A 23988-nucleotide genomic window follows, 5' to 3' on the forward strand; every position below is an offset into this window, starting at 1 on the left:
GCGTTCTAAACTACCAACGAGCGGCGACCCCGGGCCGCGGAGGGGAACACATGAGCGCCGACGAGCACGCCATCCAGACCGTGGAGCGTCTTCTCGACGTCCTCGACCTCGACGCCACCCAGGCGCGGACCACCGAGGACATCTTCACGGGCTCGTCGCACCCGATGCCGAGCGGCCGCATCTACGGCGGCCAGGTGCTCGCGCAGACCCTCGTGGCCGCGGAGCGCACGCTTCCGGAGGACCGCGCCGTCCACTCGATGCACGGCTACTTCCTCCGTCCCGGCGATGCGAGCCAGGGGATCACCATCGCCGTCGACCGTATCCACGACGGACGTTCGTTCTCCACCCGCCGCACCCAGGCGTACCAGAACGGCGTGCCGATCTTCTCGATGATCGCCTCGTTCCAGGATGCCGACCCCGGGGTGGAGCACGCCGAGCCCATGCCCGCCGGTGTGCCCGTCCCGGAAGACCTCGCCCCCGATGAGGACCGTGTGCCCGGACTCGCCGGAGGCGCGCGACGCATGCTGAGCGAGCGTGCGGCCGACATCCGCCACGTCGACTCCCCCCTCTATCTGCCGAACGATGACGAACGGGTCCCCCGGCAGGCGGTGTGGATGCGACTGCGCGCCCCGCTCCCCGACGACCAGCGGCTGCATCGTGCCGCGCTGGCCTACCTCAGCGACATGACGATCCAGGAATCGATCCTGCGCGCTCACGGGGTCTCCTGGTCACTTCCCGGCCTGAAGGTCGCGAGCCTGGACCACGCGATGTGGTGGCATCGCCCGGCGCGCGTGGACGAATGGCTCCTCTACGTGCAGGAGTCGCCGAGCGCCCGCGGCGGTCGCGGACTCGCGACGGGGCGCGTCTACACCCGGGAGGGCACGCTGGTGGCGAGCGTCGCGCAGGAGATCATGATCCGCGTTCCCGAGGATCGCTGACGCGTCGCTCAGCGGTGCGCGTACTCGATGGAGGGACCGACGTACGGCTCCCACGCCTCGCGCATCTCCGCCGTCAGGCGTGTCGGCCGTCCCGTGCCCGCGTCGACGAGCACGATGATCGCGGTGGATCGCGCGTAGAGCTCACGCGGTTCGGCGGCAGGGTCGTTGTGCACCTCGTAGCAGACCTCGACGCTGGACCCGCCGAGCTTCCCGAACCACATCTGCACCTCGAGCGGGCGCCGCTGGTACGGAACCGGAGCGAGGTACTCGATCTCCTGCCGCGCGATGAGCGTCAGGATCCCCTCCTCGATCCCGGAGTCGAGGACAGCGGTGGACGGTGCCTCCTCGCCGGGTCCCGCACGCCAGAACGCGCGGACCCGCGCTTCCTCGAGCAGCTTGAGCATCGAGGTGTTGTTGACGTGGTTGAACGCATCCAGATCGCCCCAGCGGAGGTGGATCGGGATGTGCAGGCGGGAACCCGGCGAGTCGGTGCTCATGGCCGCCTCAGTCGCGGGTGAGCTTGCGGTGCGTCGACCGGTGGGGCTTCGCCGCATCCGGCCCGAGACGCTCGATCTTGTTCTGCTCGTAGGCCTCGAAGTTGCCCTCGAACCAGTACCACTGGTCGGGCTTCTCGTCGGTGCCCTCGTAGGCGAGGATGTGCGTGGCGATCCGGTCGAGGAACCACCGGTCGTGGGTGATGACCACCGCACAGCCGGGGAACTCGAGCAGCGCGTTCTCCAGGGAGCTCAGCGTCTCGACGTCGAGGTCGTTGGTCGGCTCGTCGAGGAGGAGCAGGTTGCCGCCCTCCTTGAGGGTGAGCGCGAGGTTCAGACGGTTACGCTCACCGCCGGAGAGCACACCGGCCTTCTTCTGCTGGTCCGGGCCCTTGAACCCGAACTTCGAGACGTAGGCACGGGACGGGATCTCGGTCTTGCCGACCGTGATGAAGTCGAGGCCGTCGGAGACGACCTCCCACAGGGTCTTGTTCGGGTCGATCGACGACCGCGACTGGTCGACGTAGCTGATCTTGACGGTCTCGCCGATCTTCAGATCGCCGCCGTCCAGGGGCTCCAGCCCGACGATGGTCTTGAACAGGGTCGTCTTTCCGACGCCGTTCGGGCCGATGACGCCGACGATGCCGTTCGGCGGAAGGCTGAAGCTCAGACCGTCGATGAGCGAGCGGCCGTCGAAGCCCTTCTTGAGGTTCTTGGCCTCGATGACCACGTTGCCGAGTCGAGGACCGGCGGGGATCTGGATCTCCTCGAAGTCCAGCTTCCTCGTCCGCTCCGCCTCGGCCGCCATCTCCTCGTACCGTGCCAGACGCGCCTTCGACTTCGTCTGGCGCCCCTTCGCGCTGGAGCGGACCCAGTCCAGCTCGTCCTTCAGGCGCTTGGCGAGCTTGGCGTCCTTCTTGCCCTGGATGTCGAGGCGCTCGGCCTTCTTCTCCAGGTACGTGGAGTAGTTGCCCTCGTAGCCGATGAGCCGTCCGCGGTCGACCTCGGCGATCCACTCGGCCACGTGGTCGAGGAAGTACCGGTCGTGGGTGATGGCGATCACGGCGCCCTTGTAGGACTGGAGGTGCTGCTCGAGCCAGAGCACGCTCTCGGCGTCGAGGTGGTTGGTGGGCTCGTCGAGGAGCAGCAGGTCGGGCTTCTGCAGCAGCAGCTTGGCCAGCGCCACACGGCGCTTCTCGCCACCGGAGAGCGGAGCGATGGCCGCGTCGCCGGGCGGGGTGCGCAGCGCGTCCATCGCCTGCTCGAGCTGGGAGTCGAGGTCCCAGCCGTCCGCCGCGTCGATCTCCTCCTGCAGCGTCCCCATCTCCGCGAGCAGCGCGTCGAAGTCGGCGTCCGGATCGGCCATCAGCGCGGAGATCTCGTTGAACCGGTCGACCTTGGCCTTGATGGCGATGCCGTCCTGGATGTTCTCCAGGACCGTCTTCGACTCGTCGAGCTCGGGCTCCTGCATGAGGATGCCCACGGAGTAGCCCGGCGAGAGCTTGGCCTCACCGTTGGAAGGGGTGTCGAGCCCGGCCATGATCTTGAGGATCGTCGACTTTCCGGCGCCGTTGGGGCCGACCATGCCGATCTTCGCGCCCGGCAGGAACGCCATCGTGACGTCGTCCAGGATGAGCTTCTCACCCACCGCCTTGCGGGCACGAACCATGGAGTAGATGTACTCAGCCACCGAAAACCGCTCCTTCTGTTGGCGTCGAAGATCGACACTCCAGCCTACCGGCCGCGAGTGGGCTTATCTGTGTACGCGAGTCACCAGTCGATCGGCCGCGTCGCTCCCACCAGGCACCGTCCGCTTGCGAGCTGAGGCATGACCGTGGTCACGACGGCACCGGTGGAGGGACCGACCTGTCCGATCAGGCACTCCTCCTCGCCCCAGCGGACCGAGAACTGGATGCTCTCCGCCGGGTTCCCGACCGTGGACTGGTCCGGGGTGAGCTGCATGGCGTCCCGATCGAATCCTGCCGCGACGAGACCGTCGATGTATGCCCGCCCCTCCGCACGCTGCTCCGTGCCCCACACCTGTTCGGCCACTGCGGTGAAGACGGGGAGGTTGTCCTCGGCGCTCCCGTCCGGCACCAGCGCAGGAGCGGCGGACGGCGTCGGATCAGCGGTGGCTGTCGCCGTGGGAGTCGGCGTCGCAGTGGACTCCGGCGCGCATCCGGCGAGGACGGCTGCCGAGACACCGGTGACGAGCACGAGCGCCGCAGCGCGGGACAGGAGGGCCGATCTGAGCACGAGCAGAGTCTAGGCCGCCTCGCTCTCCGCAGGCTGATCCCACGCGTCGCCTGCCTCGTCACCCGCCGTCGAGAGATCACCGCTCTCCCCCGCCTCCGCGGGCGAGGGCCGCGCGCTCGGCCGATATGCCGTGGTCCCCCACCGGAGATCGTGCCCGATCGCGTCCGCGTCGATGTCGACGCTCGTCCCCTGCTTCCCGTTGCTCTCCCACGGTCGCACCCGGAGCCGTCCGGAGACGATGACGCTGTCCCCCACCCGCAGCGAGGCCCGCGCGTGCTCGGCGAGCTGACGGAAGGCCGCGATCGAGAACCAGTTGGTCCCTGCGTCCACCCACGAGCCGCTCGCAGCGTCGAAGCGCCGGTGCGTGCTCGCGAGCCGGAAGTTCGTGACGGGCACCCCTGCGCTCGTCCGCCCGGGTGTGGGCTCCGTCGCGACTCTCCCGACGACGGTCACGGTATCGATCATCTGTTCGTCCTCTCGCTGCCGGCTCGGTGGCCGGATGCCCTCCAGCGTGCACCCCGTCAAGCCGGTGGCGGGGACGCGATCCCGTGATCTGTGGACGGGCGCGGGTGGCGGTGCTTTGTGCAGAAGAAGCCAGGTCACCGCGGGATACCGGAGCGCGCGCGAATGTCGGTGGTCGGTCGTACGTTCGAACCATGGAAGGAGAGACCATGACCGCCACCACCGCTTCGATCCCCGCTCCCGGAGTGCCCCTCGCCGCGCCGCCGCTCGCGTCGCGCCGCGAGCATCTCGTCCGTGCCGCCGATCACCTGTGGCGCGTCCAGGACAACCGCGACCACGTCCTCGGCCATCTGCGGGTGGTGGCCGACCCTCTGGGCCTCCGTTACCGCGCGGAACGGCTGCACCTGGCGACGGGCGGCTTCCGGCTGATCGGCGAGTTCTGGCGCGCGGATGACGCGGTCGACGCGCTGCGGCACTGCTGACAGCGGTCGTCTCGACTGGATTTCTCTGCGCCCCCGGCAGGATTCGAACCTGCGACCAAGAGATTAGAAGGCTCCTGCTCTATCCCCTGAGCTACGGAGGCGGACGTCTCTACCGTACCGCGCTCCCCCGGCGGATGTCGGGGCCGTCGATAGGATGGCGACATGGTGACTGCTTCGGAGAACGACCGCCTCGTCTGGATCGACTGCGAGATGACGGGTCTCGATCTCGCGGTCGACGAACTCGTCGAGATCGCCGTCGTGGTGACCGACTTCGAGCTCCGCCCGCTCGACCCCGGCTTCCAGGTGGTCATCCGTCCGAGCGCGGACGCGCTCGCGCACATGAACGACTTCGTCACCGCCATGCACGAGACCTCGGGACTCATCGAAGAGATCCCGCACGGAGTCACCCTCGAGGAGGCGGAGGAGCAGACGCTGGCCTACATCCGCCGCTTCGTCCCGCTCGAGCGCCGCGCGCCTCTCGCCGGCAACACGATCGGCACCGACCGGATGTTCCTCGCGAAGTACATGCCGCAGGTCGACCAGTGGCTGCACTACCGGAACGTCGACGTCTCCAGCATCAAGGAGCTCTCCCGCCGCTGGTACCCCCGAGTCTTCTTCCAGGCTCCGGCCAAGGACGGCGGCCACCGTGCGCTGGCCGACATCCTGGAGTCCATCCGCGAGCTCCGCTACTACCGGGAGGCCGTCTTCGTGGACGAGCCGGGCCCCTCCAGCGACGATGCCAAGGAGATCGCCGCGCGCACCGTGTCGGAGTTCGCCTCCAACATGTAATAGACTCGTGGGGTTGCCTGTTTCGGCGGGCGCATGGTGGGTATAGCTCAGTTGGTAGAGCGCCTGGTTGTGGTCCAGGAGGTCGCGGGTTCAAGCCCCGTTACTCACCCCAGCTCGAAGAGGCTCGGACCGGTTCGGTCCGAGCCTCTTCGTCTCTCCCGCGGCCCTAGACTGTCCTGGTGTCACTGGCGGTCTGGTTCTCTCTTCTCACCGCATCCGTGGTGATCAGCTTCACGCCGGGGGCCGGCGCGATCAACACGATGTCCAACTCCCTCACGCAGGGCTGGAAACGATCGATCTGGGGCATCATCGGCCAGCAGATCGCGCTCATCGTGCATGTCGTGATCGTCGCCGCGGGCGTCGGGCTCCTCGTCTCGCGCTCGGACGTGCTGTTCAACCTCATCCGATACGCCGGAGCCGCCTACCTCGTGTACCTCGGCATCCGGTTGATCCTGACCCGCCCCGCCCCGGCGCTCGACGACGCCCCGGACCCGGTGGATGCCCGGGAGAGCCACTGGTCGATGATGCGCCGCGGGTTCTGGGTGAACCTGCTCAACCCCAAGGCGATCGTCTTCTTCCTCGCCTTCATCCCGCAGTTCATCCGGCTCGATCAGCCTCCGCTCCCCCAGTATCTGGCTCTCGTCGCCACCGTCGTGGTCGTCGACGTCCTGGTGATGTGGGGGTTCTTCGCCACGGCGGCGCGCCCGTTCCGGCGCCTCACCCGCTCCCCGCGCGGCCAGCGGATCCTCAACACCGTGTTCGGGAGCCTCTTCATCGGCGTCGCGGCACTCCTCGTCCTCCTGCACTGAGGATCCCGTCGCACCCCCCGTAGGCTGGAGGGGATGGACATGGACGCCGCGGCCTTCGAGGCCCTCGTGATCGACGAGCTCGACCAGCTGCCCGATGAGATGGTCGAGCAGCTCGAGAACGTCGTGTTCGTCGTGGAAGACCGTCCTGAGGACGGGAGCCTGGATCTCCTCGGCCTGTACGACGGTCTGGCGCTGACCGAGCGCACGCAGTACGGGCTGGGCGAGCTGCCCGACCGCATCATCGTCTACCGCGAACCGCATCTCGCCCAGTGTGACGACATCGACGAGCTCCGCGACGAGATCCACACGACTCTCGTCCATGAGATCGCGCACTTCCACGGCATCGACGACGCGCAGCTGCACGAGCTCGGATGGGCGTGATCATGTCGACCGCCCATCCCGAGGTCGAGGAGACCACGGACCTGTTCGCTGCTCCACTGGAGCCGTGGGAGGTGGTCGTGTGGAATGATCCCGTGAATCTGATGAGCTACGTCGTCCGCGTCTTCCGCACCTACTTCGGGTACACCCGCGAGCATGCGACCCGCCTCATGCTCGCCGTCCATCACGACGGACACGCGATCGTCGCCACCGGCCCCCGCGAGACGATGGAGGTGCACGCTCAGGCGATGCACGACTACGGACTCTGGGCCACCGTCAGGAAGGCCGCATGAACACCCCACCGATCACCTTCTCCGTCGCCACGATCGAGGGGATGCATCTGGCCCGGCTCGTCGATGACTTCATGGACCTGCTCCGGGACACCGAACAGGGTGACCCCGGGGTGGCCCGGCTGACCCCGAACGCCTACCCGGACGACGACGATGCTTCGGCCGCCTTCGCGTCGGCCACCCGCGCGGATCTCCTCGACCGCCGCCTGCACGACGCCCGCACGATGCGCGCGTCGCTGCAGGTGTTCGATCCGGACGCCGAGGTGACCGATGAGGACGCCCGTGTCACCCGCGACGTCCTGGTGCGCCGCGAGGACGTGGACGCCTGGCTGCGCAGCCTCACCGCCATCCGCCTCGTGATCGCGACGCGCCTCGGCATCACCGACGACGAGCCCGATGTCGGCGGCGACGGTCAGGCGGTCTATGACTGGCTGGGGTACCGCCTCGAACTCCTCATCGAAGCCGTGGATGAAAGCGACGCCGACGCCCTCCGCTGAGTGAGCTCAGGGAACCTCGACGACTCGGGTGGCGAGTTCGCCGGGGTGGTCCCGCTCGACGTGACGACGTTCTTGCGCCGCCCACCGGTCCCAGTGCGGGCGGTAGGTGTCGCCGTCCCGCGCGAGAGCGCGCGACTTGCGCGACTGTTCCGCGGATTCCACCCAGACGCGGACGTCGGCCAGCCGTGCGGTCGACGGGCGCAGGATCCCGCTTCCCTCGACGATGACCCCGAGTGCGGGATCGACCGCATGCGTCTCCGCCTCCTCGCCGCGCTCCCAGTCCCAGCGACGCCAGGCCCCGAGAAGGCCGCGCCCGTGCGGCCGGAGGATCCCCTCCAGGGCCCGCTCCGCGCCCCCGTCCAGCCCGTCCCATCCGGGGTACAGGGAATCCAGCGCGATCACCTGCACACGACCGGCAACCGGCCAGGCGCGTGCCACGCGCGCAGCCAGGGACGTCTTGCCGGCGCCGCTTCCGCCGTCGATGATCACGACAGGATTGGACGCCGCGAGTGCGCGCACGTCCTCGACGATCAGCGTCGCGGCCTGCGAAAGGGCGGCTGCGACCGCGTCGTCACTTCTTGAGGGCACGGATGATGCGCGTGAGTGCCCGACCGGTGACCCAGACGAAGGGCACGGCCACGACCAGCAGCGTCACGATGTTGGGCTCGAAGCGCAGGCCCTCCTCCCGGCGCACGTAGACGCCGACCGGCACCGAGACGCCGCCACCTCCGCCACCTTCTCCGCCGTCCCCGCTGGCTCCGCCGAAGCCCGCGTACGTGAACGCGACCGGAGTGACGGTGACGCCGTCGATCTCCTGCGGTTCCCCGTATGCGCTCTTCACGCCGAAGGACGCGACCTGATTCCCGAGTTCCAGTGCAATGTTCGGCATGCTCCCACGGTAGCCGACAGCCGCCGCCCGCGGGCGCTCAATCGACGCCGTGATCCTTCGGATGCCGAGCGGCGCCCCGTCCCTCTCCCCGTCCGATGTGGCGCGCCCTGCTGATCGTCGCCGAGCCGAACCGCGCCATGGCCTCGTCGACGGCCCCTTCGACCTTGCGCCAGTCCTCGTCCTCGTCCCACAGCGCCAGTGCGCTGCCTCCCGCGGGCCGGAGGTTCTCGGCGCGGACGCCCACGAGGCGGATGGGATCACGACGCTCGATGAGCGCGAACAGACCCTGCGCGGCCTCGCCGATGCGCTGGCCGACGGCGGTGGGCTCCGCCAGCGTCTGCGAGCGGTTGACGGTGCGGAAATCGTCGAAACGGATCTTGATCGCGACCGTGGAGGTCTCCCATCCTGCGCGGCGCAGGCGGGCGCCCACGCGATCGGCGAGCCGGAGCAGCTCGGCGCGGAGGAACGCCCGGTCCGTGATGTCGTGGTCGAAGGTCTCCTCGTGGCCGATGCTCTTCTCCACCCGCTCCGTGTCGACCGCGCGGGCGTCCTCACCCCGCGCGAGCTGCGCGAGCCTCGCGCTCAGCGCCGGCCCCACGGCGCGGTCCAGCATCTCTGGCGACGCCGTGCGGAGGTCGCCGATCGTGCGGAGGCCGCGGGCTTCCAGACCTTCCGCCGCTTTCGGGCCCACTCCCCACAGCGCTCGCACGGGGCGCGGCGCGAGGAACGCGAGGGTGTCGTGCTCGGCGACCACGAGCATCCCGTCCGGCTTCGCCATGGTCGACGCCATCTTCGCCACATGCTTGGTCGCTGCCACGCCGACGCTGCATGTGATGCCGACTTCGGCGAGGACGCGCTCGCGGATCTGAGCCGCGATCCGGGCAGGACTCCCCCAGAGCCGGCGCACACCTTGGACGTCGAGGAAGGCTTCATCCACCGACAGCGGCTCCACGAGCGGCGTGAAGGACTCGAAGATCGCCATCACCTGCCGCGAGACCTCTTGATATCGGTGGAAGTGCGGCGGGACGATCCTTGCCGTGGGGCACAGTCGGAGAGCCTGCGACACGGGCATGGCCGAACGGACGCCGTAGCGTCGTGCCTCGTAGGAGGCGCTGGAGACCACGGAGCGCCCGTCCGGTGACCCGATGATCAGCGGCAGTCCGCGGAGACTCGGGTCGTCCAGCACCTCGACGGCCGCATAGAACGCGTCCATGTCGACGTGGAGGATGCGCGTTCCCGTGTCGTCGGCGTCGGCCGAGGACACCATGCGGCCTCTGCCATCACCGTGTCCCATGAACCCATTGTCCCCTGGGCCTCCGACATCGAGGCCCAGGGGGACGAATCACTGCGCGGCGCGCTCGAGGATCAGCTCGCGGACGCGAGCGGCATCGGCCTGGCCCTTCATAGCCTTCATGACCGCACCGATGATCGCACCGGCGGCCTGGACCTTGCCGTCCTGGATCTTGGCCATCACATCAGGCTGTGCGGCGAGGGCCTCGTCGATCGCCGCGATGAGCGCACCGTCGTCCGAGACGACGGCGAGACCGCGCGCGTCGACGACCTCCTGCGGCGTGCCCTCACCGGCGATCACGCCCTCCAGCACCTGGCGCGCGAGCTTGTCGGTCAGCGTCCCGGCGTCGACGAGCTGCTGCAGCGCCGCGACGTTCTCCGGGCTGACGAGGTCGACCGCATCCTTCTCCTGCGCGTTGGCGAGGCGGGTGATCTCCCCCGTCCACCACTTCCGGGCCGCGGCCGGCGTGGCCCCGGCGGCGATCGTGGCCTCGACGACGTCGAGCAGGCCGCCGTTGCGCACATCCTGGAACTCCAGCGGGGTGAATCCCCACTCGTCCATGAGCCGACGACGGCGAGCGACGGGCTGCTCGGGCAGCGCCGCACGCAGCTCCTCGATCAGCTCGCGGGGAGGCTGGACCGGAAGCAGATCGGGCTCCGGGAAGTATCGATAGTCGTCGGCGTCCGACTTCGGACGGCCGGGCGAGGTGGTCCCGGTGTCCTCATGCCAGTGCCGCGTCTCCTGGATGATGGTGCCGCCGTCGGCGAGGATCTGCGCCTGCCGCTGGATCTCGTACCGCACCGCACGCTCCACCGAGCGCATCGAGTTGACGTTCTTCGTCTCCGTGCGCGTGCCGAGCTTCTCGGCACCGCGAGGACGCAACGAGACGTTCGCGTCGCAGCGCAGGTTGCCGCGCTCGAGGCGAGCCTCGGAGATCCCGAGTCCGCGGACGATGTCGCGGATCGCGGCGACATAGGCCTTCGCGACCTCGGGGGCCCGGTGCTCGGTGCCGAAGATCGTCTTCGTCACGATCTCGACGAGCGGGACGCCGGCGCGGTTGTAGTCGACGAGCGAGTACTCCGCCCCCTGGATGCGACCGGTCGAGCCGCCCATGTGGGTGAGCTTGCCGGCGTCCTCCTCCATGTGCGCGCGCTCGATCGGGATCGTCACCATGGTGCCGTCCTCGAGCTCCACCTCGACCGAACCCTCGAAGGCAATCGGCTCGTCGTACTGGGAGATCTGATAGTTCTTGCCCAGGTCCGGGTAGAAGTAGTTCTTCCGGGCGAACCGGCTGGACTCCGCGATCGAGCAGCCGAGCGCGAGGCCGAGGCTGATCGACGAGCGGATGGCCGTCTCGTTGACGACCGGCAGCGCGCCGGGAAGACCCAGGTCGACCGGGGCGATCAGGGTGTTCGGCTCCGCCGCGTGGTACGCCTCGTTCGCGGGGTTGGGTGCGTCGGAGAACATCTTCGTGTTCGTGTTGAGCTCGACGTGCACCTCGAATCCGAGGACCGGCTCGAACAGCTCGAGCGCCTTGTCGAAGTCCATGAGCTTGGCGGCGGCCATCAGCGCGCGCCTCCTTCCAGCTGGGGGGCACGGGACAGCAGCGGCGCGCCCCAGGAGTCCACGAGCAGCGTCTCGAGGGCGGCACCAACGCGGTAGAGGCGGGCGTCCTCCCGCGCGGGAGCGAGGAACTGGATACCGACGGGCAGCCCGTCGTCGTCCGAGAGACCGCTCGGGATCGAGATGCCGGGGACACCGGCGAGGTTCGCCGGGATCGTGGTGATGTCGTTCAGGTACATCTGCAGCGGGTCGTCGATCTTCTCGCCGAGCTTGAAGGCCGTGGTCGGGGCCGAGGGCGTGGCGATGACGTCGACATCGGCGAAGGCCGCGGCGAAGTCCTGCTGGATGAGCGTGCGGACCTTCTGCGCGCTGCCGTAGTACGCGTCGTAGTATCCGGCCGACAGCGCGTAGGTGCCGAGGATGATGCGGCGCTTGACCTCGTCGCCGAAACCGGCGTCGCGGGTCGCGGACATCACGTCCTCCACCGTCGGGTTGCCCGCCGGGGTGACCCGGAGGCCGAAGCGGACCGAGTCGAACTTGGCCAGGTTGCTCGAGGCCTCGGCCGGCAGGATCAGGTAGTAGGCGGCGACGCCGTACTCGAAGTGCGGTGCACCGATATCGACGATCTCCGCGCCCTGCGCCTCGAGCAGCGCCAGCGCGCTGCGGAACGAGGCCGCGACGCCCGGCTGGAAGCCACTGTCGGGCAGCTCGCGGATGACGCCGACGCGGAGGCCCTTGAGGCCGTCCCCGCGCGCACCCTCGCGTGCGGCCGCGGCGAAGGACGGCCACTGCTCGTCGAGCGACGTGGAGTCCTTCGGGTCGTGACCGCCGATCGCGTCGTGCAGCAGACCGGCATCGAGCACTGTGCGGGTGACCGGGCCGACCTGGTCGAGGCTCGACGCCAACGCGATGGCGCCGTAGCGGCTGACGCCACCGTAGGTCGGCTTCACGCCGACCGTGCCGGTCACGTGCGCAGGCTGGCGGATCGATCCGCCGGTGTCGGAGCCGAGGGCGAGCGGGGCCTCGAAGGCGGCGACCGCGGCGGCAGAGCCCCCACCCGAGCCGCCGGGGATCCGGTCGAGGTCCCAGGGGTTGCGGGTCGGGCCGTAGGCGGAGTGCTCCGTCGAGGAGCCCATCGCGAACTCGTCCATGTTCGTCTTGCCGAGCGGGATGAGTCCGGCGGCGCGGGAGCGGGCCACGACGGTCGCGTCGTAGGGCGAGCGGTAGCCTTCGAGGATCCGCGAGCCGCTCGTGGTCGGCTGATCGGTCGTGACGAGCACGTCCTTAATCGCGAGCGGGACACCGGCGATCGGCCCGAGGTCCTGCCCCGCGGCGCGACGGGCGTCGATGTCGGCCGCCGCGTCGAGCGCGTGCTCGTTGACGTGCAGGAACGCATGGACGTCGCCGTCGACCTGGGCGATCCGGTCGAGGTGCGCCTGCGTGGCCTCGACGCTGGAGACCTCGCGCGTCGCGAGCTTGTCGGCGAGCTCCGCCGCCGTCAGTCGGATGATGTCGCTCACTGCTCTTCTCCCAGGATCGCGGTGACGCGGAACCGGCCGTCGGCCTGGTCCGGGGCGTTCTGCAGCACCTGCTCGTGCGTGAGCGTCTCGCCGACCACGTCGGGACGGAACACGTTGCTCAGCGGGATCGGGTGGCTGGTCGCGGCGACGTCGGCGGTCGCGACCTCGGACACCTTGGCGATGTTGTCGACGATGGCGTCGAGCTGGCCCGTGAGCCGCGTCACCTCGTCGTCGTTCAGCTGGATGCGCGCGAGCACGCCGAGATGGCGCACAAGATCAGGGGTGATTTCAGACACGCCCTCAGTCTAGTTGGCGAGCCGCCCGCCGCTCGGCGCGGCGCGGCCCGCCTAAGCTGGGCGCGTGAGCACGTTCCAGCCCCCTCGCCCGTGGATCGCCAGCTACGCCGATGGCGTTCCGGAGGACCTCGCCCCCGTCAGCGGCTCCCTCGTGGACATCGTCGCCGCGTCGGCGCGGGACTATCCCGATGCCCCCGCCCTGCAGTTCTTCGGCAGGGAGACGACCTACGCACAGCTGCAGGAGGCGATCGATCGCGCCGCGGCGGGGCTCCGTGATCTCGGCGTCCGCGCGGGCGACCCGGTCGCCATCGTCCTGCCGAACTGCCCGCAGCACATCATCGCGTTCTACGCCGTGCTGCGGCTCGGTGCCGTGGTGGTCGAGCACAACCCGCTCTACACCCCTCGCGAGCTGCGCAAGCAGTTCGAGGACCACGGGGCCAAGCACGCGATCGTCTGGAACAAGGTCGTCGCGACGGTGCAGGAGTTCCCGAGCGACCTCGCGGTCTCCACGCTCGTGTCCGTGGACGTCACGCGCGCCATGCCGGCCCTCACCCGCTTCGCCCTCCGGCTGCCGGTCGCGAAGGCGAGGGAGTCGCGGGCTGCTCTGACCGAGCGCGTCCGCGGCACCGTCCTCTGGGAGTCGGTGCTCACCGGTGGCCCGATCCCCGCCTCGCATCCGCAGCCGGGCACGGACGACCTGGCGATCATCCAGTACACGTCGGGGACCACCGGCACGCCGAAGGGCGCCGCCCTCACGCACCGCAACCTCCTCGCCAACGCGGCACAGTCCCAGGCCTGGGTCCCGTCCATCCAGCGCGGCAAGGGCTGCGTCGTGTACGCCGTGCTGCCCATGTTCCATGCCTACGGCCTGACGCTCTGCCTCACTTTCGCGATGTCGATGGGGGCCCGTCTGGTGCTGTTCCCGAAGTTCGATCCCGATCTCGTGCTGGACGTGGTCAAGAAGCACCCGGCGACGTTCCTGCCGCTCGTGCCGCCCATCGCCGACCGGCTGCTCGCGGCCGCCACCGCCAAGGGCGTCTCCCTCGACGGCATCGAAGTGGCGATCTCCGGCGCGATGGCGCTGCCGCACGAACTCGTCGTCCCGTTCGAAGCCGCCACGCACGGCTATCTCGTCGAGGGCTACGGTCTGAGCGAGTGCTCGCCCGTGCTCATGGCGAACCCGGTGGCCGACAACCGCGTCCCCGGCACGGTGGGGCTCCCGCTCCCCGGGACGGAGTGCCGCGTCGTCGATCCGGAGAATCCCACCGAGGACGTCCCGGCCGGTTCCGCCGGGGAGCTCGTCGTGCGCGGCCCCCAGGTGTTCTCCGGCTACTACGGCAAGCCCGAGGAGACCGAGGCCGTGTTCGTCGACGGCTGGTACCGGACGGGCGACATCGTCACGATCGACGACGGAGGCTTCGTGCGCATCGTCGACCGCATCAAGGAGCTCATCATCACCGGCGGCTTCAACGTCGCCCCGACCGAGGTGGAGAACGCGCTGCGCCAGCACCCGTCGGTCGCCGACGCGGCGGTGGTCGGGCTGCCCAGCGAGCACTCGGGCGAAGAGGTCGTCGCGGCGATCGTCGTCGACCCGGGCGCCGACGTCGACGTGGAGGCGATCCGCGAGTATGTGCGCAGCATCCTCACGCCGTACAAGGTGCCGCGCCGCGTGTTCATCGTCGAGGAGCTGCCGAAATCGCTGATCGGCAAGGTGCTCCGCCGGCAGGTGAAGGAGAAGCTGCTCGCCCTCACCGCCGGCGGCTGAACGGGGCAGCACAGGTACCGGGTGGGCGGGCGCGCTACCCTTGGGAAGTGACCCCTGAAGAAGTGACCCCCGCCGACGCCCCTGACGAGTCCCCTGCAACCCCCGGATTCGAGGACCTCGGCATCACCGGGCCCGTCCTCAAGGCCATCAAGGATCTCGGCTACGAGACGCCGTCCCCCATCCAGGCCGCGACCATCCCGACCCTGCTCGCCGGCCGCGACGTGGTCGGCATGGCGCAGACCGGAACCGGCAAGACCGCCGCCTTCGCGCTCCCCGTACTGGAGCGGCTCGACGTGACGCAGAAGACACCGCAGGCCCTCGTCCTCGCTCCGACCCGCGAGCTCGCACTCCAGGTCTGCGAGGCGTTCGAGTCGTACGCCTCCCGGATGAAGGGCGTGCACGTGCTCCCCGTCTACGGCGGCCAGGGCTATGGGGTGCAGCTCTCCGCGCTCCGCCGTGGGGTGCACGTCGTCGTCGGAACCCCCGGCCGCATCATGGATCACCTGGCCAAGGGCACGCTCGACCTCTCCGAGCTCCAGTACCTCGTTCTCGACGAGGCCGACGAGATGCTGAAGATGGGCTTCGCGGAAGATGTCGAGCAGATCCTCGCCCAGACGCCGGAGGAGAAGCAGGTCGCCCTGTTCTCGGCGACGATGCCCGCGCAGATCCGCCGCCTCGCGCAGCAGTACCTCCGCGACCCCGAGGAGATCACGGTCAAGTCCAAGACCGCGACCAACACGAACATCACCCAGCGCTACCTCGTCGTCTCCTACGCTCAGAAGGTGGACGCCCTGACCCGCATCCTCGAGGTGGAGAACTTCGACGGGATGATCGTCTTCGTTCGCACGAAGAACGAGACTGAGACTCTGGCCGAGAAGCTCCGTGCCCGCGGGTACTCCGCCGCCGCGATCAACGGCGACGTGCCGCAGGTGCAGCGCGAGCGGAGCGTCAACCAGCTCAAGGACGGCAAGCTCGACATCCTCGTCGCCACGGACGTCGCCGCCCGCGGCCTCGACGTCGAGCGCATCAGCCACGTCGTCAACTTTGACATCCCCACTGACACCGAGTCGTACGTCCACCGCATCGGACGGACCGGACGGGCCGGCCGCACGGGGGACGCGATCAGCTTCATCACCCCGCGCGAGCGCTACCTGCTCAAGCACATCGAGAAGGCGACGCGTCAGCAGCCCACGCAGATGCAGCTCCCGAGCACCGAGGACGTGAACACGACGAGGCTCGCCCGCTTCGACGACGCCATCACGACGGCACTCTCGGAGACGTCGCGCATCGACGCGTTCCGCGACATCATCGCCCACTACGTCCGACACCACGACGTGCCGGAGGGTGACGTCGCGGCCGCTCTCGCGGTGGTCGCCCAGGGTGCGACGCCCCTGCTCCTCGACCCCGCCCAGGACGCCCTGTCGCAGGCGGTGGCCGCCGACAACCGTCCCCCGCGCGAGCGGCAGACGCGGGAGCCCCGGGAGCCGCGGGAGCGTCGCGGGCGCGGCGACTACACCCCGTACCGGATCGAGGTGGGGCGACGGCACCGCGTCGAGCCGCGACAGATCGTGGGCGCGCTGGCGAACGAGGGCGGCCTGGGCCGCGACGACTTCGGCGCGATCAACATCCGTCCCGACTTCTCGATCGTCGAGCTCCCGGCGAACCTCGACCCTGCCGTCCTCGACAAGCTCCGCGACACGCGCATCTCGGGACGCCTGATCGAGATCGCCCCCGACCGTGGACCCGGGGCGCGCCGCGGGTCGTCCTCGCGCGACGGCGACGGCCGTGGCCGACCGCCCCGCTACGACCGGACCGATCGGCGCGACCGCGACGATCGCCCGGCGCCCCGCGACCGCGACCGCGAGGAGAAGCCCTTCCGGAAGCCCCGCCACAAGGGCTGAGCGGACCGACGATGCGCATCGACCGCGCCGGCAGGGAGGATCTCCCCGCGCTCGCCCAGCTCAAATGGCAGGACGTGCCCGCAGACCTGACGGCCGGTCGATCGCTCGACACGTTCACCAGCGAGCTCGGCGACTGGTGGCGCGCGCAGGAGCGCACCCATGTGGCCTTCGTCGCGCGGGCCGAGGACGACGATCGCGTCGTCGGCGCGGCGTGGGTCGCCCTCGTGCCCCGCGTGCCGCGGCCAGGCGCTCCGCACCGCCTCTCCGCGGACATCCAGAGCGTCTTCGTCCTCCCCGAGCATCGGGGGCGAGGAGCGGGCCACGGCCTCGTTGCCGCGGCCTGCGCCCACGCGGTCTCCGTCGGCGCCGAACGGATCACCGTGCACTCGAGCGAGGCGGCCGTGGGTCTCTATCGGCAGCTGGGGTTCGCGGACTCGCCGCGGCTGCGGCAGTTCCTGGCGCCCACCACGGCAGCGCCGGAGAGCGCCTGAGTCCTCATTCCAGCGCCGCGGGCCCCTCGGTGACCAGCACGTGGAACTGCGCGGCGTCGAGGATGCGGATACCGAGTTCCTCCGCCTTCGCGAGCTTGGAGCCGGCTCCCGGCCCCGCGGCCACGAAGTCGGTCTTCTTGGAGACGCTCGAGGCCGCCTTTCCGCCGGCCTTGAGGATCGCCTCCTGCGCGCCTTCACGGGTGTACCCGTCGAGAGAGCCCGTGGCCACCACGGTGAGTCCCTCCAGCACTCCCCCGGCGGCGACCACTGCTCCCGGACCGGGGTGGCCCGGCGTCGCCCACTGCACGCCCGCATCCGCCCACTGCTGGACGATCTCCTGGTGCCAGTCGACCTCGAACCAGGCGCGCAGGGAGTCGGCGATGATGCCGCCCACGCCCTCGACCGCCGCCAGCTCCTCGCGCGACGCGGCACGTATCGCATCCAGCGACCCGAACCACTGCGCGAGCGCCCGCGCCGCGACCGGCCCGACGTGCCGGATGTTGAGGGCGACCAGCAGCCTCCAGAGATCTTTGGTCTTCGCCTTCTCCAGCTCCGCGAGCAGGGTCAGCGCCTGGGAAGACGGCTGCGGACCCTCCAGACCCGACTTCTTCTCGGCCGCGGTCGGGTTGCGTCGGAACGGCGCGCGGGTCTTCACGAGGCCGTCCTCGTCCTCGCGCGGCAAGCCCGTCTCTGCATCGCGCACGACCACCTCGATCGGCACGAGCTGCTCCAGGGTCAGGGCGAACAGCCCCGCTTCCGTGATCAGGGGAGGCTCAGCCGGGGTCGTGGGCTGGGTCAGGGCCGCCGCCGTCACCTCGCCCAGGGCCTCGACATCGAGGGCGCCGCGCGAGCCGATGTGCTCGACGCGTCCGCGCACCTGCGCGGGGCACGACCGGGCGTTCGGGCAGCGGAGATCGATGTCGCCCTCCTTCATGGGGCGCAGCGGCGTGCCGCACTCGGGGCAGTCGGCGGGCATGACGAACTCGCGTTCGCTCCCGTCCCGCTTCTCGACCACGGGGCCGAGCACCTCGGGGATCACGTCGCCTGCCTTGCGCAGCACCACGGTGTCGCCGATGAGGACGCCCTTGGCCTTGACCACGTCCTTGTTGTGGAGCGTCGCCTGACGGACCACGGACCCGGCGACGTGAGCCGGCGCCATCACCGCGAAGGGCGTCGCACGACCGGTGCGACCGACGGAGACGACGATGTCGAGGAGCTTCGTCTGCACCTCCTCCGGCGGGTACTTGTATGCGATCGCCCAGCGGGGCGCCCGACTCGTCGCGCCCAGCTCGTCATGCAGGTCGAGCTCGTCGACCTTGACCACGATGCCGTCGAGCTCGTGCTCGATGTCGTGTCGATGCTCGCCGTAGTACTCGACGAAGGTGACGACGTCGTCGATGCTCCGGCACACCTTCGTGTGCGGGCTGGTCGGCAGGCCCCAGGCCGATAGCAGCTCGTACACCTGGCTCTGCGCAGCGACCGGCGGGTTCGTCCAGGCGCCGATGCCGTGCACGTACAGCGCGAGCGACTCGATGCGCAGCAGCCCCGCTTCCAGCTCCAGGCCGTCCTTCTTGTCGATCTGCTGCCGCAGGCCGCCGCTCGCCGCGTTGCGGGGATTGGCGAAGGCCGGGAAGCGCCGCGCGGCCGCGGTGCGCGCCTTCTCCTCGTCGAACGGTCTCTTCGCCCCGCCCCTGGCCTCCCAGCGCGCGAGGGCGTCCGCATACGCGCGCTCCCGGAAAGCCGCCTGTGCCGCGTTCAGCCGCTCGAACGCGGCGACGGGGATGAAGACCTCCCCGCGGATCTCGACGATCGGCGGGTGTCCCTCGCCGGAAAGCCGATCAGGGATCTCCGGGAGCCGGAGCGCGTTCTCGGTGACGATTTCGCCCACCCGGCCGTCGCCACGGGTCGCGGCCGATGTCAGCACGCCGTTCTCATACCGCAGGTTGATCGCGAGGCCGTCGATCTTGAGCTCGGTCAGCCAGTCGACGTCGCGCCCGGCGGCCGCTCGTGTCTTCTGCGCCCACTCGCGCAGCTCGTCGATCGAGAAGACGTTATCGAGGCTGAGCATGCGCTCGGCGTGCTCGATGGTCGCGAGCCCGGTCGCCTCGGCAGCGCCGACCATCTGCGTCGGCGAGTCCTGGCCCTGGAGCTCAGGGTGCAGGCGTTCGAGCTCTTCCAGGCGCCGCATCCAGCCGTCGTACGTGGCATCGTCGACGAGGGAAGTATCGCGGCCGTAGTAGGCATCCTTCGCCTCGAGGATGCGGGTCGTCAGCTCCTCGGCCTCGCTGCGGGCGTCTTCCAGTGAGATGTTCTCCGGCACTCCGTCAGTCTAGGAGCGGCGACCGACATCCGCCCGGATCAGACGCCGACCGGGACCGCGGACACGGTGGAATCGATCGTGAACTGCCCGAGAACGCGCGTGCCGATGTAGAGCACGGCGGTCTGCCCGGGGGCGACACCGTCAAGCGGAGAATCGGGCACGACGCGGACGCCCTCCGTCGTCACGGTGGCGGTGGCGGGTACCGGCTCGGCGTGCGCGCGGATCTGCACGTCGCACGCGAACACCGACGTGGTCGGCGCGGCGCCGGCCCAGCTGAACCGCTCCCCCGCGATCTCGGCGATCGCCAGGGCCTCCTTCGGGCCGACGACCACCGTGTTGGAGACGGGGCGCACCTCGAGCACGAAGCGCGGCTTGCCGTCCGCCGCCGGGACGCCGAGCTTGAGTCCGCGCCGCTGACCGACCGTGAACGCATGAGCGCCCTCGTGCGCGCCGACGACGGCACCGGAGCGGTCGACGATCTCGCCGGTGGCCGTGCCGACCTTCTCGGCCAGCCAGCCCCGGGTGTCTCCATCCGGGATGAAGCAGATGTCGTGGCTGTCCGGCTTCTGCGCGACGCTGAGGCCACGCGCCTCGGCCTCCGCCCGCACGAGCGCCTTCGACGGCGTGGTCCCCAGCGGGAAGTAGGTGTGCGCGAGCTGGTCGGCCGTCAGGACGCCGAGCACGTAGGACTGGTCCTTCGCGTTGTCCGATGCCCGGTGCAGTTCGAGACCCTCCGCGCCATCGACGAGGGTCGCGTAGTGTCCCGTGCATACGGCGTCGAAGCCGAGTTCCAGGGCGCGCTCCAGCAGGGCGGCGAACTTGATCTTCTCGTTGCACCGCATGCAGGGGTTGGGAGTGCGACCGGCACGGTACTCGGCGACGAAGTCGTCGATCACGTCATCGCGGAAACGCTCGGAGAAGTCCCAGACGTAGAAGGGGATGCCCAGGAGGTCGGCGGCCCGGCGCGCGTCGAGGGCGTCCTCGATGGTGCAGCAGCCGCGGCTGCCGGTTCGGAGCGTTCCCCCGGCGCGGGAGAGCGCCAGGTGCACACCGACCACGTCGTGCCCCGCCTCGACGGCACGCGCGGCCGCGACGGCGGAGTCGACACCACCGCTCATGGCCGCAAGGATTCGCATGGGACCAGTCTACGAGCGCCTGGCTGCGCGGGACCCGGATGCGCGTTCGTAGGCCTCGCCGATCGCGGCGAGCACGGCATCCACATCCTCGGCGGTGGAGGTGCGCCCGAGGGAGAAGCGCAGCACGCTCCGGGCGTCCGTCTCGCTGCGCCCCATCGCCATCACGACGTGCGAGGGCTCGGCGACCCCTGCCTGACAGGCGGATCCCGTCGAGGCCGACACCCCGGCCACGTCAAGGAGGAACAACAGGCTCTCCCCCACCGCGCCGGGGAAGAGGAGATGAGCCGTGCCGGGGAGGCGGTGGTCGGGGTCGCCCAGGAGCTCGGCGGCCGGTACCCGCGCACGGATGCCCTCGACCAGGCAGTCGCGCAGGTCGCCCACCCGGACGCTCTCGGCGGCCCGCTCACGCTCGGCGAGCTCGATCGCTGTCGCCAGCGCCGCCGCTCCCGGCACGTCCTGGGTGCCCGCGCGCAGACCCCGCTGCTGGCCGCCGCCCCTCAGAAGTGGTGTCAGCCGGGCCGACCGCGCCACCACCAGCGCCCCGACACCGACCGGCGCTCCGACCTTGTGGCCGGCGATGCTGAGCGCCACGAGGCCCACGCCGTCGTCGGCGCGGCCGCGGAGATCGCGGAAGGACAGCGGCAGATGTCCGAGCGCGGCGACCGCGTCGAGGTGCAGCGGGACCTCGGAGTCCGCGGCCGAAGCGGCGAGGGCGGACGCGTCGTTGATGGTCCCGGTCTCGTTGTTCGCCACGAGCGCCGTCGCGAGCGCTGCCCCGGGAAGGGCCGCTGCGAAGCGGCCCTCATCGATCCGCGCCCGCGGAGACAGCGGAACAGCACGGGCCTCGGCGCCGTCGGCCACCAGGGCTGCGACCGTGTCCATCGTCGCGTGATGCTCCCCGTCCGGCACGACGACAGCCGTCGTGCCCGGACGACGCGAGTGCCACAGCCCCTGGAGGGCGAGATTGATCGACTCGGTCCCGCCGGAGGTCAGCACCACCTCGATCGGGTCGGCCCCGAGGACCGCGGCCACGCGCTCCCGGGATTCCTCGAGCACGCGGCGCGCATCCTGCCCGGATCCATGCGTCGACGACGCGTTGCCGACGAGGACGGACGCCTCCAGCCACGCGTCCCTGGCCTCCGGGCGCAGCGGGGTGGTCGCCGCGTGGTCGAGATAGTGCCGCATGCTTCGATTCTCCCCGATCCGCGCCCCGAGCGGTCCGTCTGCGCGTGAGACCGGGTGCGTCCTGTCATGAGACTGAAATGCAACACGTTTAGGGTGTATCCATGTCTTCGTCCCCCGACTCCGTCGTGCCCGGTGGGGCGATCCTCGACAATCTCGGCGTCCGGCTGCACGACGGCGTCGGCACGCTGCGGGTCTGGTCGCAGAACGCCTCCGCCGTCGAGCTCGTCGTCTTCGACGCGACGGACCTCGACTGGGTCGTCGACCAGGCTCCGCTCGAACGGCGGCCCGGAGGCGTCTGGGAGGTCACGACGCCCTTGCTGCAGCCCGGAGTCCGCTACGCGCTCCGCGTCGAGGGCCCGCACGGTCCCGGCAACACGTTCAATCCGGAGACGCTCCTCCTCGACCCGTACGCGCGGGGCCTCGCCCAGGGACACGGCTACCAGGAATGGAGGGCCGTGGTCATCGAGGACGGCTTCGACTGGGGCGGCTCCACGAAGCCGCGCATCCCCGCCGACCGGACGCTGATCTACGAGGGCCACCTGAAGGGACTGACCAAGCGGCACCCCGACATCCCGCCCGCGCTGCACGGCACCTACGCGGGTCTCGCGCATCCGGCCATGATCGAGCACCTCCACACCCTCGGGGTGACGTCGGTGGAGCTGCTGCCCGTCCATGCGTTCGTCCCGGAACCGCGGCTGCTGGAGCGGGGGCTGACCAACTACTGGGGCTACAACACGCTCAACTTCTTCACACCGCACGCCGCCTACGCAACGGAGGACGCCCGGAAGCGGGGACCCGAGGCGATCATCGCCGAGTTCAAGGGCATGGTCCGGCTGCTGCACGAGGCCGGCCTCGAGGTGATCCTCGACGTGGTCTTCAACCACACGTCGGAAGAAGGGATCGGCGGACCGCGCTCGAGCCTCCGCGGCATCGACAACGCCCGGTACTACCGGCAGGACGACGCGGGCGTGTACGTCGACACCACCGGATGCGGCAACACCCTCAACACGGCGACCGATGCGGGAGCCCGACTGGTGCTGGACTCGCTCCGGTACTGGGCGGAGGAGATGCAGATCGACGGCTTCCGCTTCGACCTGGCGACGGCGATCGCCCGCGACGGCGCACACACCTACACCCCGGACCATCCGCTTCTGCAGGCGATCGCCGCCGACCCCGTGCTCGCGGAGACCAAGCTCATCGCTGAGCCCTGGGATGTCGGCCTGGGCGGCTGGCAGACAGGCAACTTCCCCGCCGGGTGGCACGAGTGGAACGACCGGTACCGCGACCGGGTGCGCAACTTCTGGCTGAGCGACATCGACTACGCACGGCGGGCCTCGGCACCGGTCGGGATCGGCGGCTTCGCCACCCGCCTCGCCGGCTCGTCGAACACCTTCAGCGAGGAGCGCGGGCCGCTCGCGAGCATCAACTTCGTCACGGCGCACGACGGGTTCACGCTGCACGACCTCGTCTCCTACGACGTCAAGCACAACGAGGCCAACGGCGAGCACAACCGCGACGGCGCCGACCTCAACCGCTCCTTCAACCACGGCGTCGAGGGGCCTACCGACGATCCCGCGATCCTCACCGCACGGCGGAAGGCCATGCGCAACCTGCTCGGCACCCTGCTGCTCTCGGCCGGCATCCCGATGCTCACCGCCGGGGACGAGGTGGGGCGCAGCCAGCGCGGTAACAACAACGCCTACGCACAGGACTCGCCGCTGTCGTGGCTGTCCTGGGAGTTCGAGCCCTGGCAGGAAGACCTCCGTGCTCACGTCGCGCGCCTGGTGCGGCTGCGTCAGGAGAACCCGGCACTGCGTCCGAGTCGGTACGCGCGCCTCGGCGAGCACATCCCGAACGCGTCGGTCATGGACTGGTACGACCAGGACGGCGCGACCATGGAGCCGAACCAGTGGACAGATCCCGGCAACCGCACCCTGCAGTACGTCGCCGCGTCCACGCCGGACAAGGAAGCCGCCAACCGCATCCTGCTGATCGTGCACGGGACGGAGGCGCCGATCGACGTGCGGCTGCCGGAGGAGATCGATGACGCCACTCGGTTCGTCTCCCTCTGGTCGAGCGCCGACGAGCGCCCGTCGGAGGCGGAGGAGACGTTCGCGCCGGGCGATGTGCTGCCGACCCCCGGCACCTCGATGCGCTTGTTCCGGGTGGAGTGATAGCACGGTTAGCCGCCGGGGTCGAGCGGTAGGTTCCGACAGGCCCGAGCGGTAGATTCGGC

At 69.9% G+C, this 23988-nt stretch carries 24 protein-coding genes and 2 tRNA genes; 12 read left to right on the top strand and 14 right to left on the bottom strand.

All coding sequences use genetic code 11. The features are described 5' to 3' along the window. Positions 1–50 precede the first annotated feature (50 nt). Positions 51–938 (top strand): acyl-CoA thioesterase, encoded by an 888-nt coding sequence (locus DW296_RS14870; RefSeq protein ID WP_025103393.1) that lies wholly within the window; start codon positions 51–53, stop codon positions 936–938. Positions 939–946: 8 nt separating this feature from the next. Here the strand turns inward: DW296_RS14870 and DW296_RS14875 are convergent, their stop codons facing one another. From DW296_RS14875 to DW296_RS14890, 4 genes are all read right to left on the bottom strand, one after another. Next, positions 947–1435: an acyl-CoA thioesterase gene (locus tag DW296_RS14875; protein WP_025103392.1), complete on the bottom strand. Its 489-nt coding sequence runs from the start codon at positions 1433–1435 to the stop codon at positions 947–949. 7 nt (positions 1436–1442) lie between these two features. Continuing rightward, positions 1443–3122: an energy-dependent translational throttle protein EttA gene (gene ettA / locus DW296_RS14880; RefSeq protein WP_025103391.1), complete on the bottom strand. Its 1680-nt coding sequence runs from the start codon at positions 3120–3122 to the stop codon at positions 1443–1445. Positions 3123–3202: 80 nt separating this feature from the next. Continuing rightward, positions 3203–3688: a DUF6993 domain-containing protein gene (locus tag DW296_RS16595; RefSeq protein WP_205808018.1), complete on the bottom strand. Its 486-nt coding sequence runs from the start codon at positions 3686–3688 to the stop codon at positions 3203–3205. A gap of 9 nt (positions 3689–3697) precedes the next feature. After that, a complete protein-coding gene (locus tag DW296_RS14890; RefSeq protein WP_136052828.1) occupies positions 3698–4153 on the bottom strand; it encodes a single-stranded DNA-binding protein in 456 nt (151 codons plus the stop codon). Positions 4154–4359: 206 nt separating this feature from the next. On the opposite strand from DW296_RS14890, the gene DW296_RS14895 reads away from it, so the two are divergent. Beyond that, positions 4360–4632: a hypothetical protein gene (locus tag DW296_RS14895; RefSeq protein WP_136052829.1), complete on the top strand. Its 273-nt coding sequence runs from the start codon at positions 4360–4362 to the stop codon at positions 4630–4632. 28 nt (positions 4633–4660) lie between these two features. Here the strand turns inward: DW296_RS14895 and DW296_RS14900 are convergent. After that, positions 4661–4733, bottom strand: a tRNA-Arg gene (locus DW296_RS14900). A gap of 61 nt (positions 4734–4794) precedes the next feature. On the opposite strand from DW296_RS14900, the gene orn reads away from it, so the two are divergent. The 6 genes from orn to DW296_RS14930 all read left to right on the top strand — a co-directional run bounded on the left by orn (position 4795) and on the right by DW296_RS14930 (position 7395). Next, positions 4795–5421: an oligoribonuclease gene (orn, locus tag DW296_RS14905; RefSeq protein WP_136052830.1), complete on the top strand. Its 627-nt coding sequence runs from the start codon at positions 4795–4797 to the stop codon at positions 5419–5421. A 36-nt stretch (positions 5422–5457) separates the two neighbouring features. After that, a tRNA-His gene (locus DW296_RS14910) sits at positions 5458–5533 on the top strand. A 67-nt stretch (positions 5534–5600) separates the two neighbouring features. Beyond that, entirely contained in the window at positions 5601–6230 is a 630-nt protein-coding gene (locus tag DW296_RS14915; protein ID WP_060922772.1) for a LysE family transporter, read from the top strand. A gap of 33 nt (positions 6231–6263) precedes the next feature. Continuing rightward, complete coding sequence (locus DW296_RS14920; RefSeq protein ID WP_136052831.1) at positions 6264–6611, top strand: metallopeptidase family protein; 348 nt, start codon at positions 6264–6266, stop codon at positions 6609–6611. A 2-nt stretch (positions 6612–6613) separates the two neighbouring features. Then, on the top strand, positions 6614–6901 hold the full coding sequence (gene clpS / locus DW296_RS14925; RefSeq protein WP_240743104.1) for an ATP-dependent Clp protease adapter ClpS: 288 nt from the start codon (positions 6614–6616) through the stop codon (positions 6899–6901). Then, the gene (locus tag DW296_RS14930; RefSeq protein WP_136052833.1) at positions 6898–7395 is read left to right on the top strand and encodes a DUF2017 family protein; all 498 of its coding nucleotides are present in this window, start codon (positions 6898–6900) and stop codon (positions 7393–7395) included. The genes clpS and DW296_RS14930 overlap by 4 nt, the downstream gene beginning before the upstream one ends. A gap of 6 nt (positions 7396–7401) precedes the next feature. Here DW296_RS14930 and DW296_RS14935 read toward each other — a convergent pair whose 3' ends face one another. From DW296_RS14935 to gatC, 6 genes are read right to left on the bottom strand one after another with little or no spacing between them, the layout of a single operon-like run. Further along, positions 7402–7983: a hypothetical protein gene (locus tag DW296_RS14935; protein WP_136052834.1), complete on the bottom strand. Its 582-nt coding sequence runs from the start codon at positions 7981–7983 to the stop codon at positions 7402–7404. Further along, positions 7967–8284 carry a hypothetical protein gene (locus DW296_RS14940; RefSeq protein WP_071328758.1) on the bottom strand — a complete coding sequence of 106 codons (318 nt, stop codon included), beginning with the start codon at positions 8282–8284 and terminating at the stop codon, positions 7967–7969. The genes DW296_RS14935 and DW296_RS14940 overlap by 17 nt, the downstream gene beginning before the upstream one ends. Positions 8285–8321: 37 nt before the next feature. After that, positions 8322–9578, bottom strand: coding sequence for a DNA polymerase IV (locus tag DW296_RS14945; RefSeq protein ID WP_136052835.1), 1257 nt, complete (start codon positions 9576–9578; stop codon positions 8322–8324). Positions 9579–9626: 48 nt separating this feature from the next. Beyond that, positions 9627–11141 (bottom strand): Asp-tRNA(Asn)/Glu-tRNA(Gln) amidotransferase subunit GatB, encoded by a 1515-nt coding sequence (gene gatB / locus DW296_RS14950; protein ID WP_060922766.1) that lies wholly within the window; start codon positions 11139–11141, stop codon positions 9627–9629. Continuing rightward, entirely contained in the window at positions 11141–12658 is a 1518-nt protein-coding gene (gene gatA, locus DW296_RS14955) for an Asp-tRNA(Asn)/Glu-tRNA(Gln) amidotransferase subunit GatA (protein ID WP_136052836.1), read from the bottom strand. The genes gatB and gatA overlap by 1 nt, the downstream gene beginning before the upstream one ends. Continuing rightward, positions 12655–12954, bottom strand: coding sequence for an Asp-tRNA(Asn)/Glu-tRNA(Gln) amidotransferase subunit GatC (gene gatC, locus DW296_RS14960; protein ID WP_025103377.1), 300 nt, complete (start codon positions 12952–12954; stop codon positions 12655–12657). The genes gatA and gatC overlap by 4 nt, the downstream gene beginning before the upstream one ends. Positions 12955–13018: 64 nt before the next feature. Between gatC and DW296_RS14965 the strand changes: the two genes are divergently transcribed. From DW296_RS14965 to DW296_RS14975, 3 genes are read left to right on the top strand one after another with little or no spacing between them, the layout of a single operon-like run. Then, positions 13019–14719, top strand: a complete 1701-nt coding sequence (locus DW296_RS14965) for a long-chain-fatty-acid--CoA ligase (protein WP_136052837.1) — start codon at positions 13019–13021, stop codon at positions 14717–14719. Positions 14720–14766: 47 nt separating this feature from the next. Further along, on the top strand, positions 14767–16620 hold the full coding sequence (locus DW296_RS14970; protein WP_446724147.1) for a DEAD/DEAH box helicase: 1854 nt from the start codon (positions 14767–14769) through the stop codon (positions 16618–16620). 11 nt (positions 16621–16631) lie between these two features. Beyond that, the gene (locus DW296_RS14975) at positions 16632–17111 is read left to right on the top strand and encodes a GNAT family N-acetyltransferase (RefSeq protein WP_136052838.1); all 480 of its coding nucleotides are present in this window, start codon (positions 16632–16634) and stop codon (positions 17109–17111) included. A gap of 4 nt (positions 17112–17115) precedes the next feature. Here DW296_RS14975 and ligA read toward each other — a convergent pair whose 3' ends face one another. From ligA to DW296_RS14990, 3 genes are read right to left on the bottom strand one after another with little or no spacing between them, the layout of a single operon-like run. Then, positions 17116–19431, bottom strand: a complete 2316-nt coding sequence (gene ligA / locus DW296_RS14980; protein WP_136052839.1) for an NAD-dependent DNA ligase LigA — start codon at positions 19429–19431, stop codon at positions 17116–17118. Positions 19432–19469: 38 nt separating this feature from the next. Continuing rightward, on the bottom strand, positions 19470–20567 hold the full coding sequence (gene mnmA, locus DW296_RS14985; RefSeq protein ID WP_136052840.1) for a tRNA 2-thiouridine(34) synthase MnmA: 1098 nt from the start codon (positions 20565–20567) through the stop codon (positions 19470–19472). Positions 20568–20576: 9 nt separating this feature from the next. Further along, entirely contained in the window at positions 20577–21752 is a 1176-nt protein-coding gene (locus DW296_RS14990; protein WP_136052841.1) for a cysteine desulfurase family protein, read from the bottom strand. Positions 21753–21853: 101 nt separating this feature from the next. Between DW296_RS14990 and glgX the strand changes: the two genes are divergently transcribed. Further along, positions 21854–23926, top strand: a complete 2073-nt coding sequence (gene glgX / locus DW296_RS14995; RefSeq protein ID WP_136052842.1) for a glycogen debranching protein GlgX — start codon at positions 21854–21856, stop codon at positions 23924–23926. Positions 23927–23988 lie beyond the last annotated feature (62 nt).

This window comes from Microbacterium sp. K36 (assembly GCF_004794355.1).
Lineage (GTDB): Bacteria > Actinomycetota > Actinomycetes > Actinomycetales > Microbacteriaceae > Microbacterium > Microbacterium paraoxydans_D.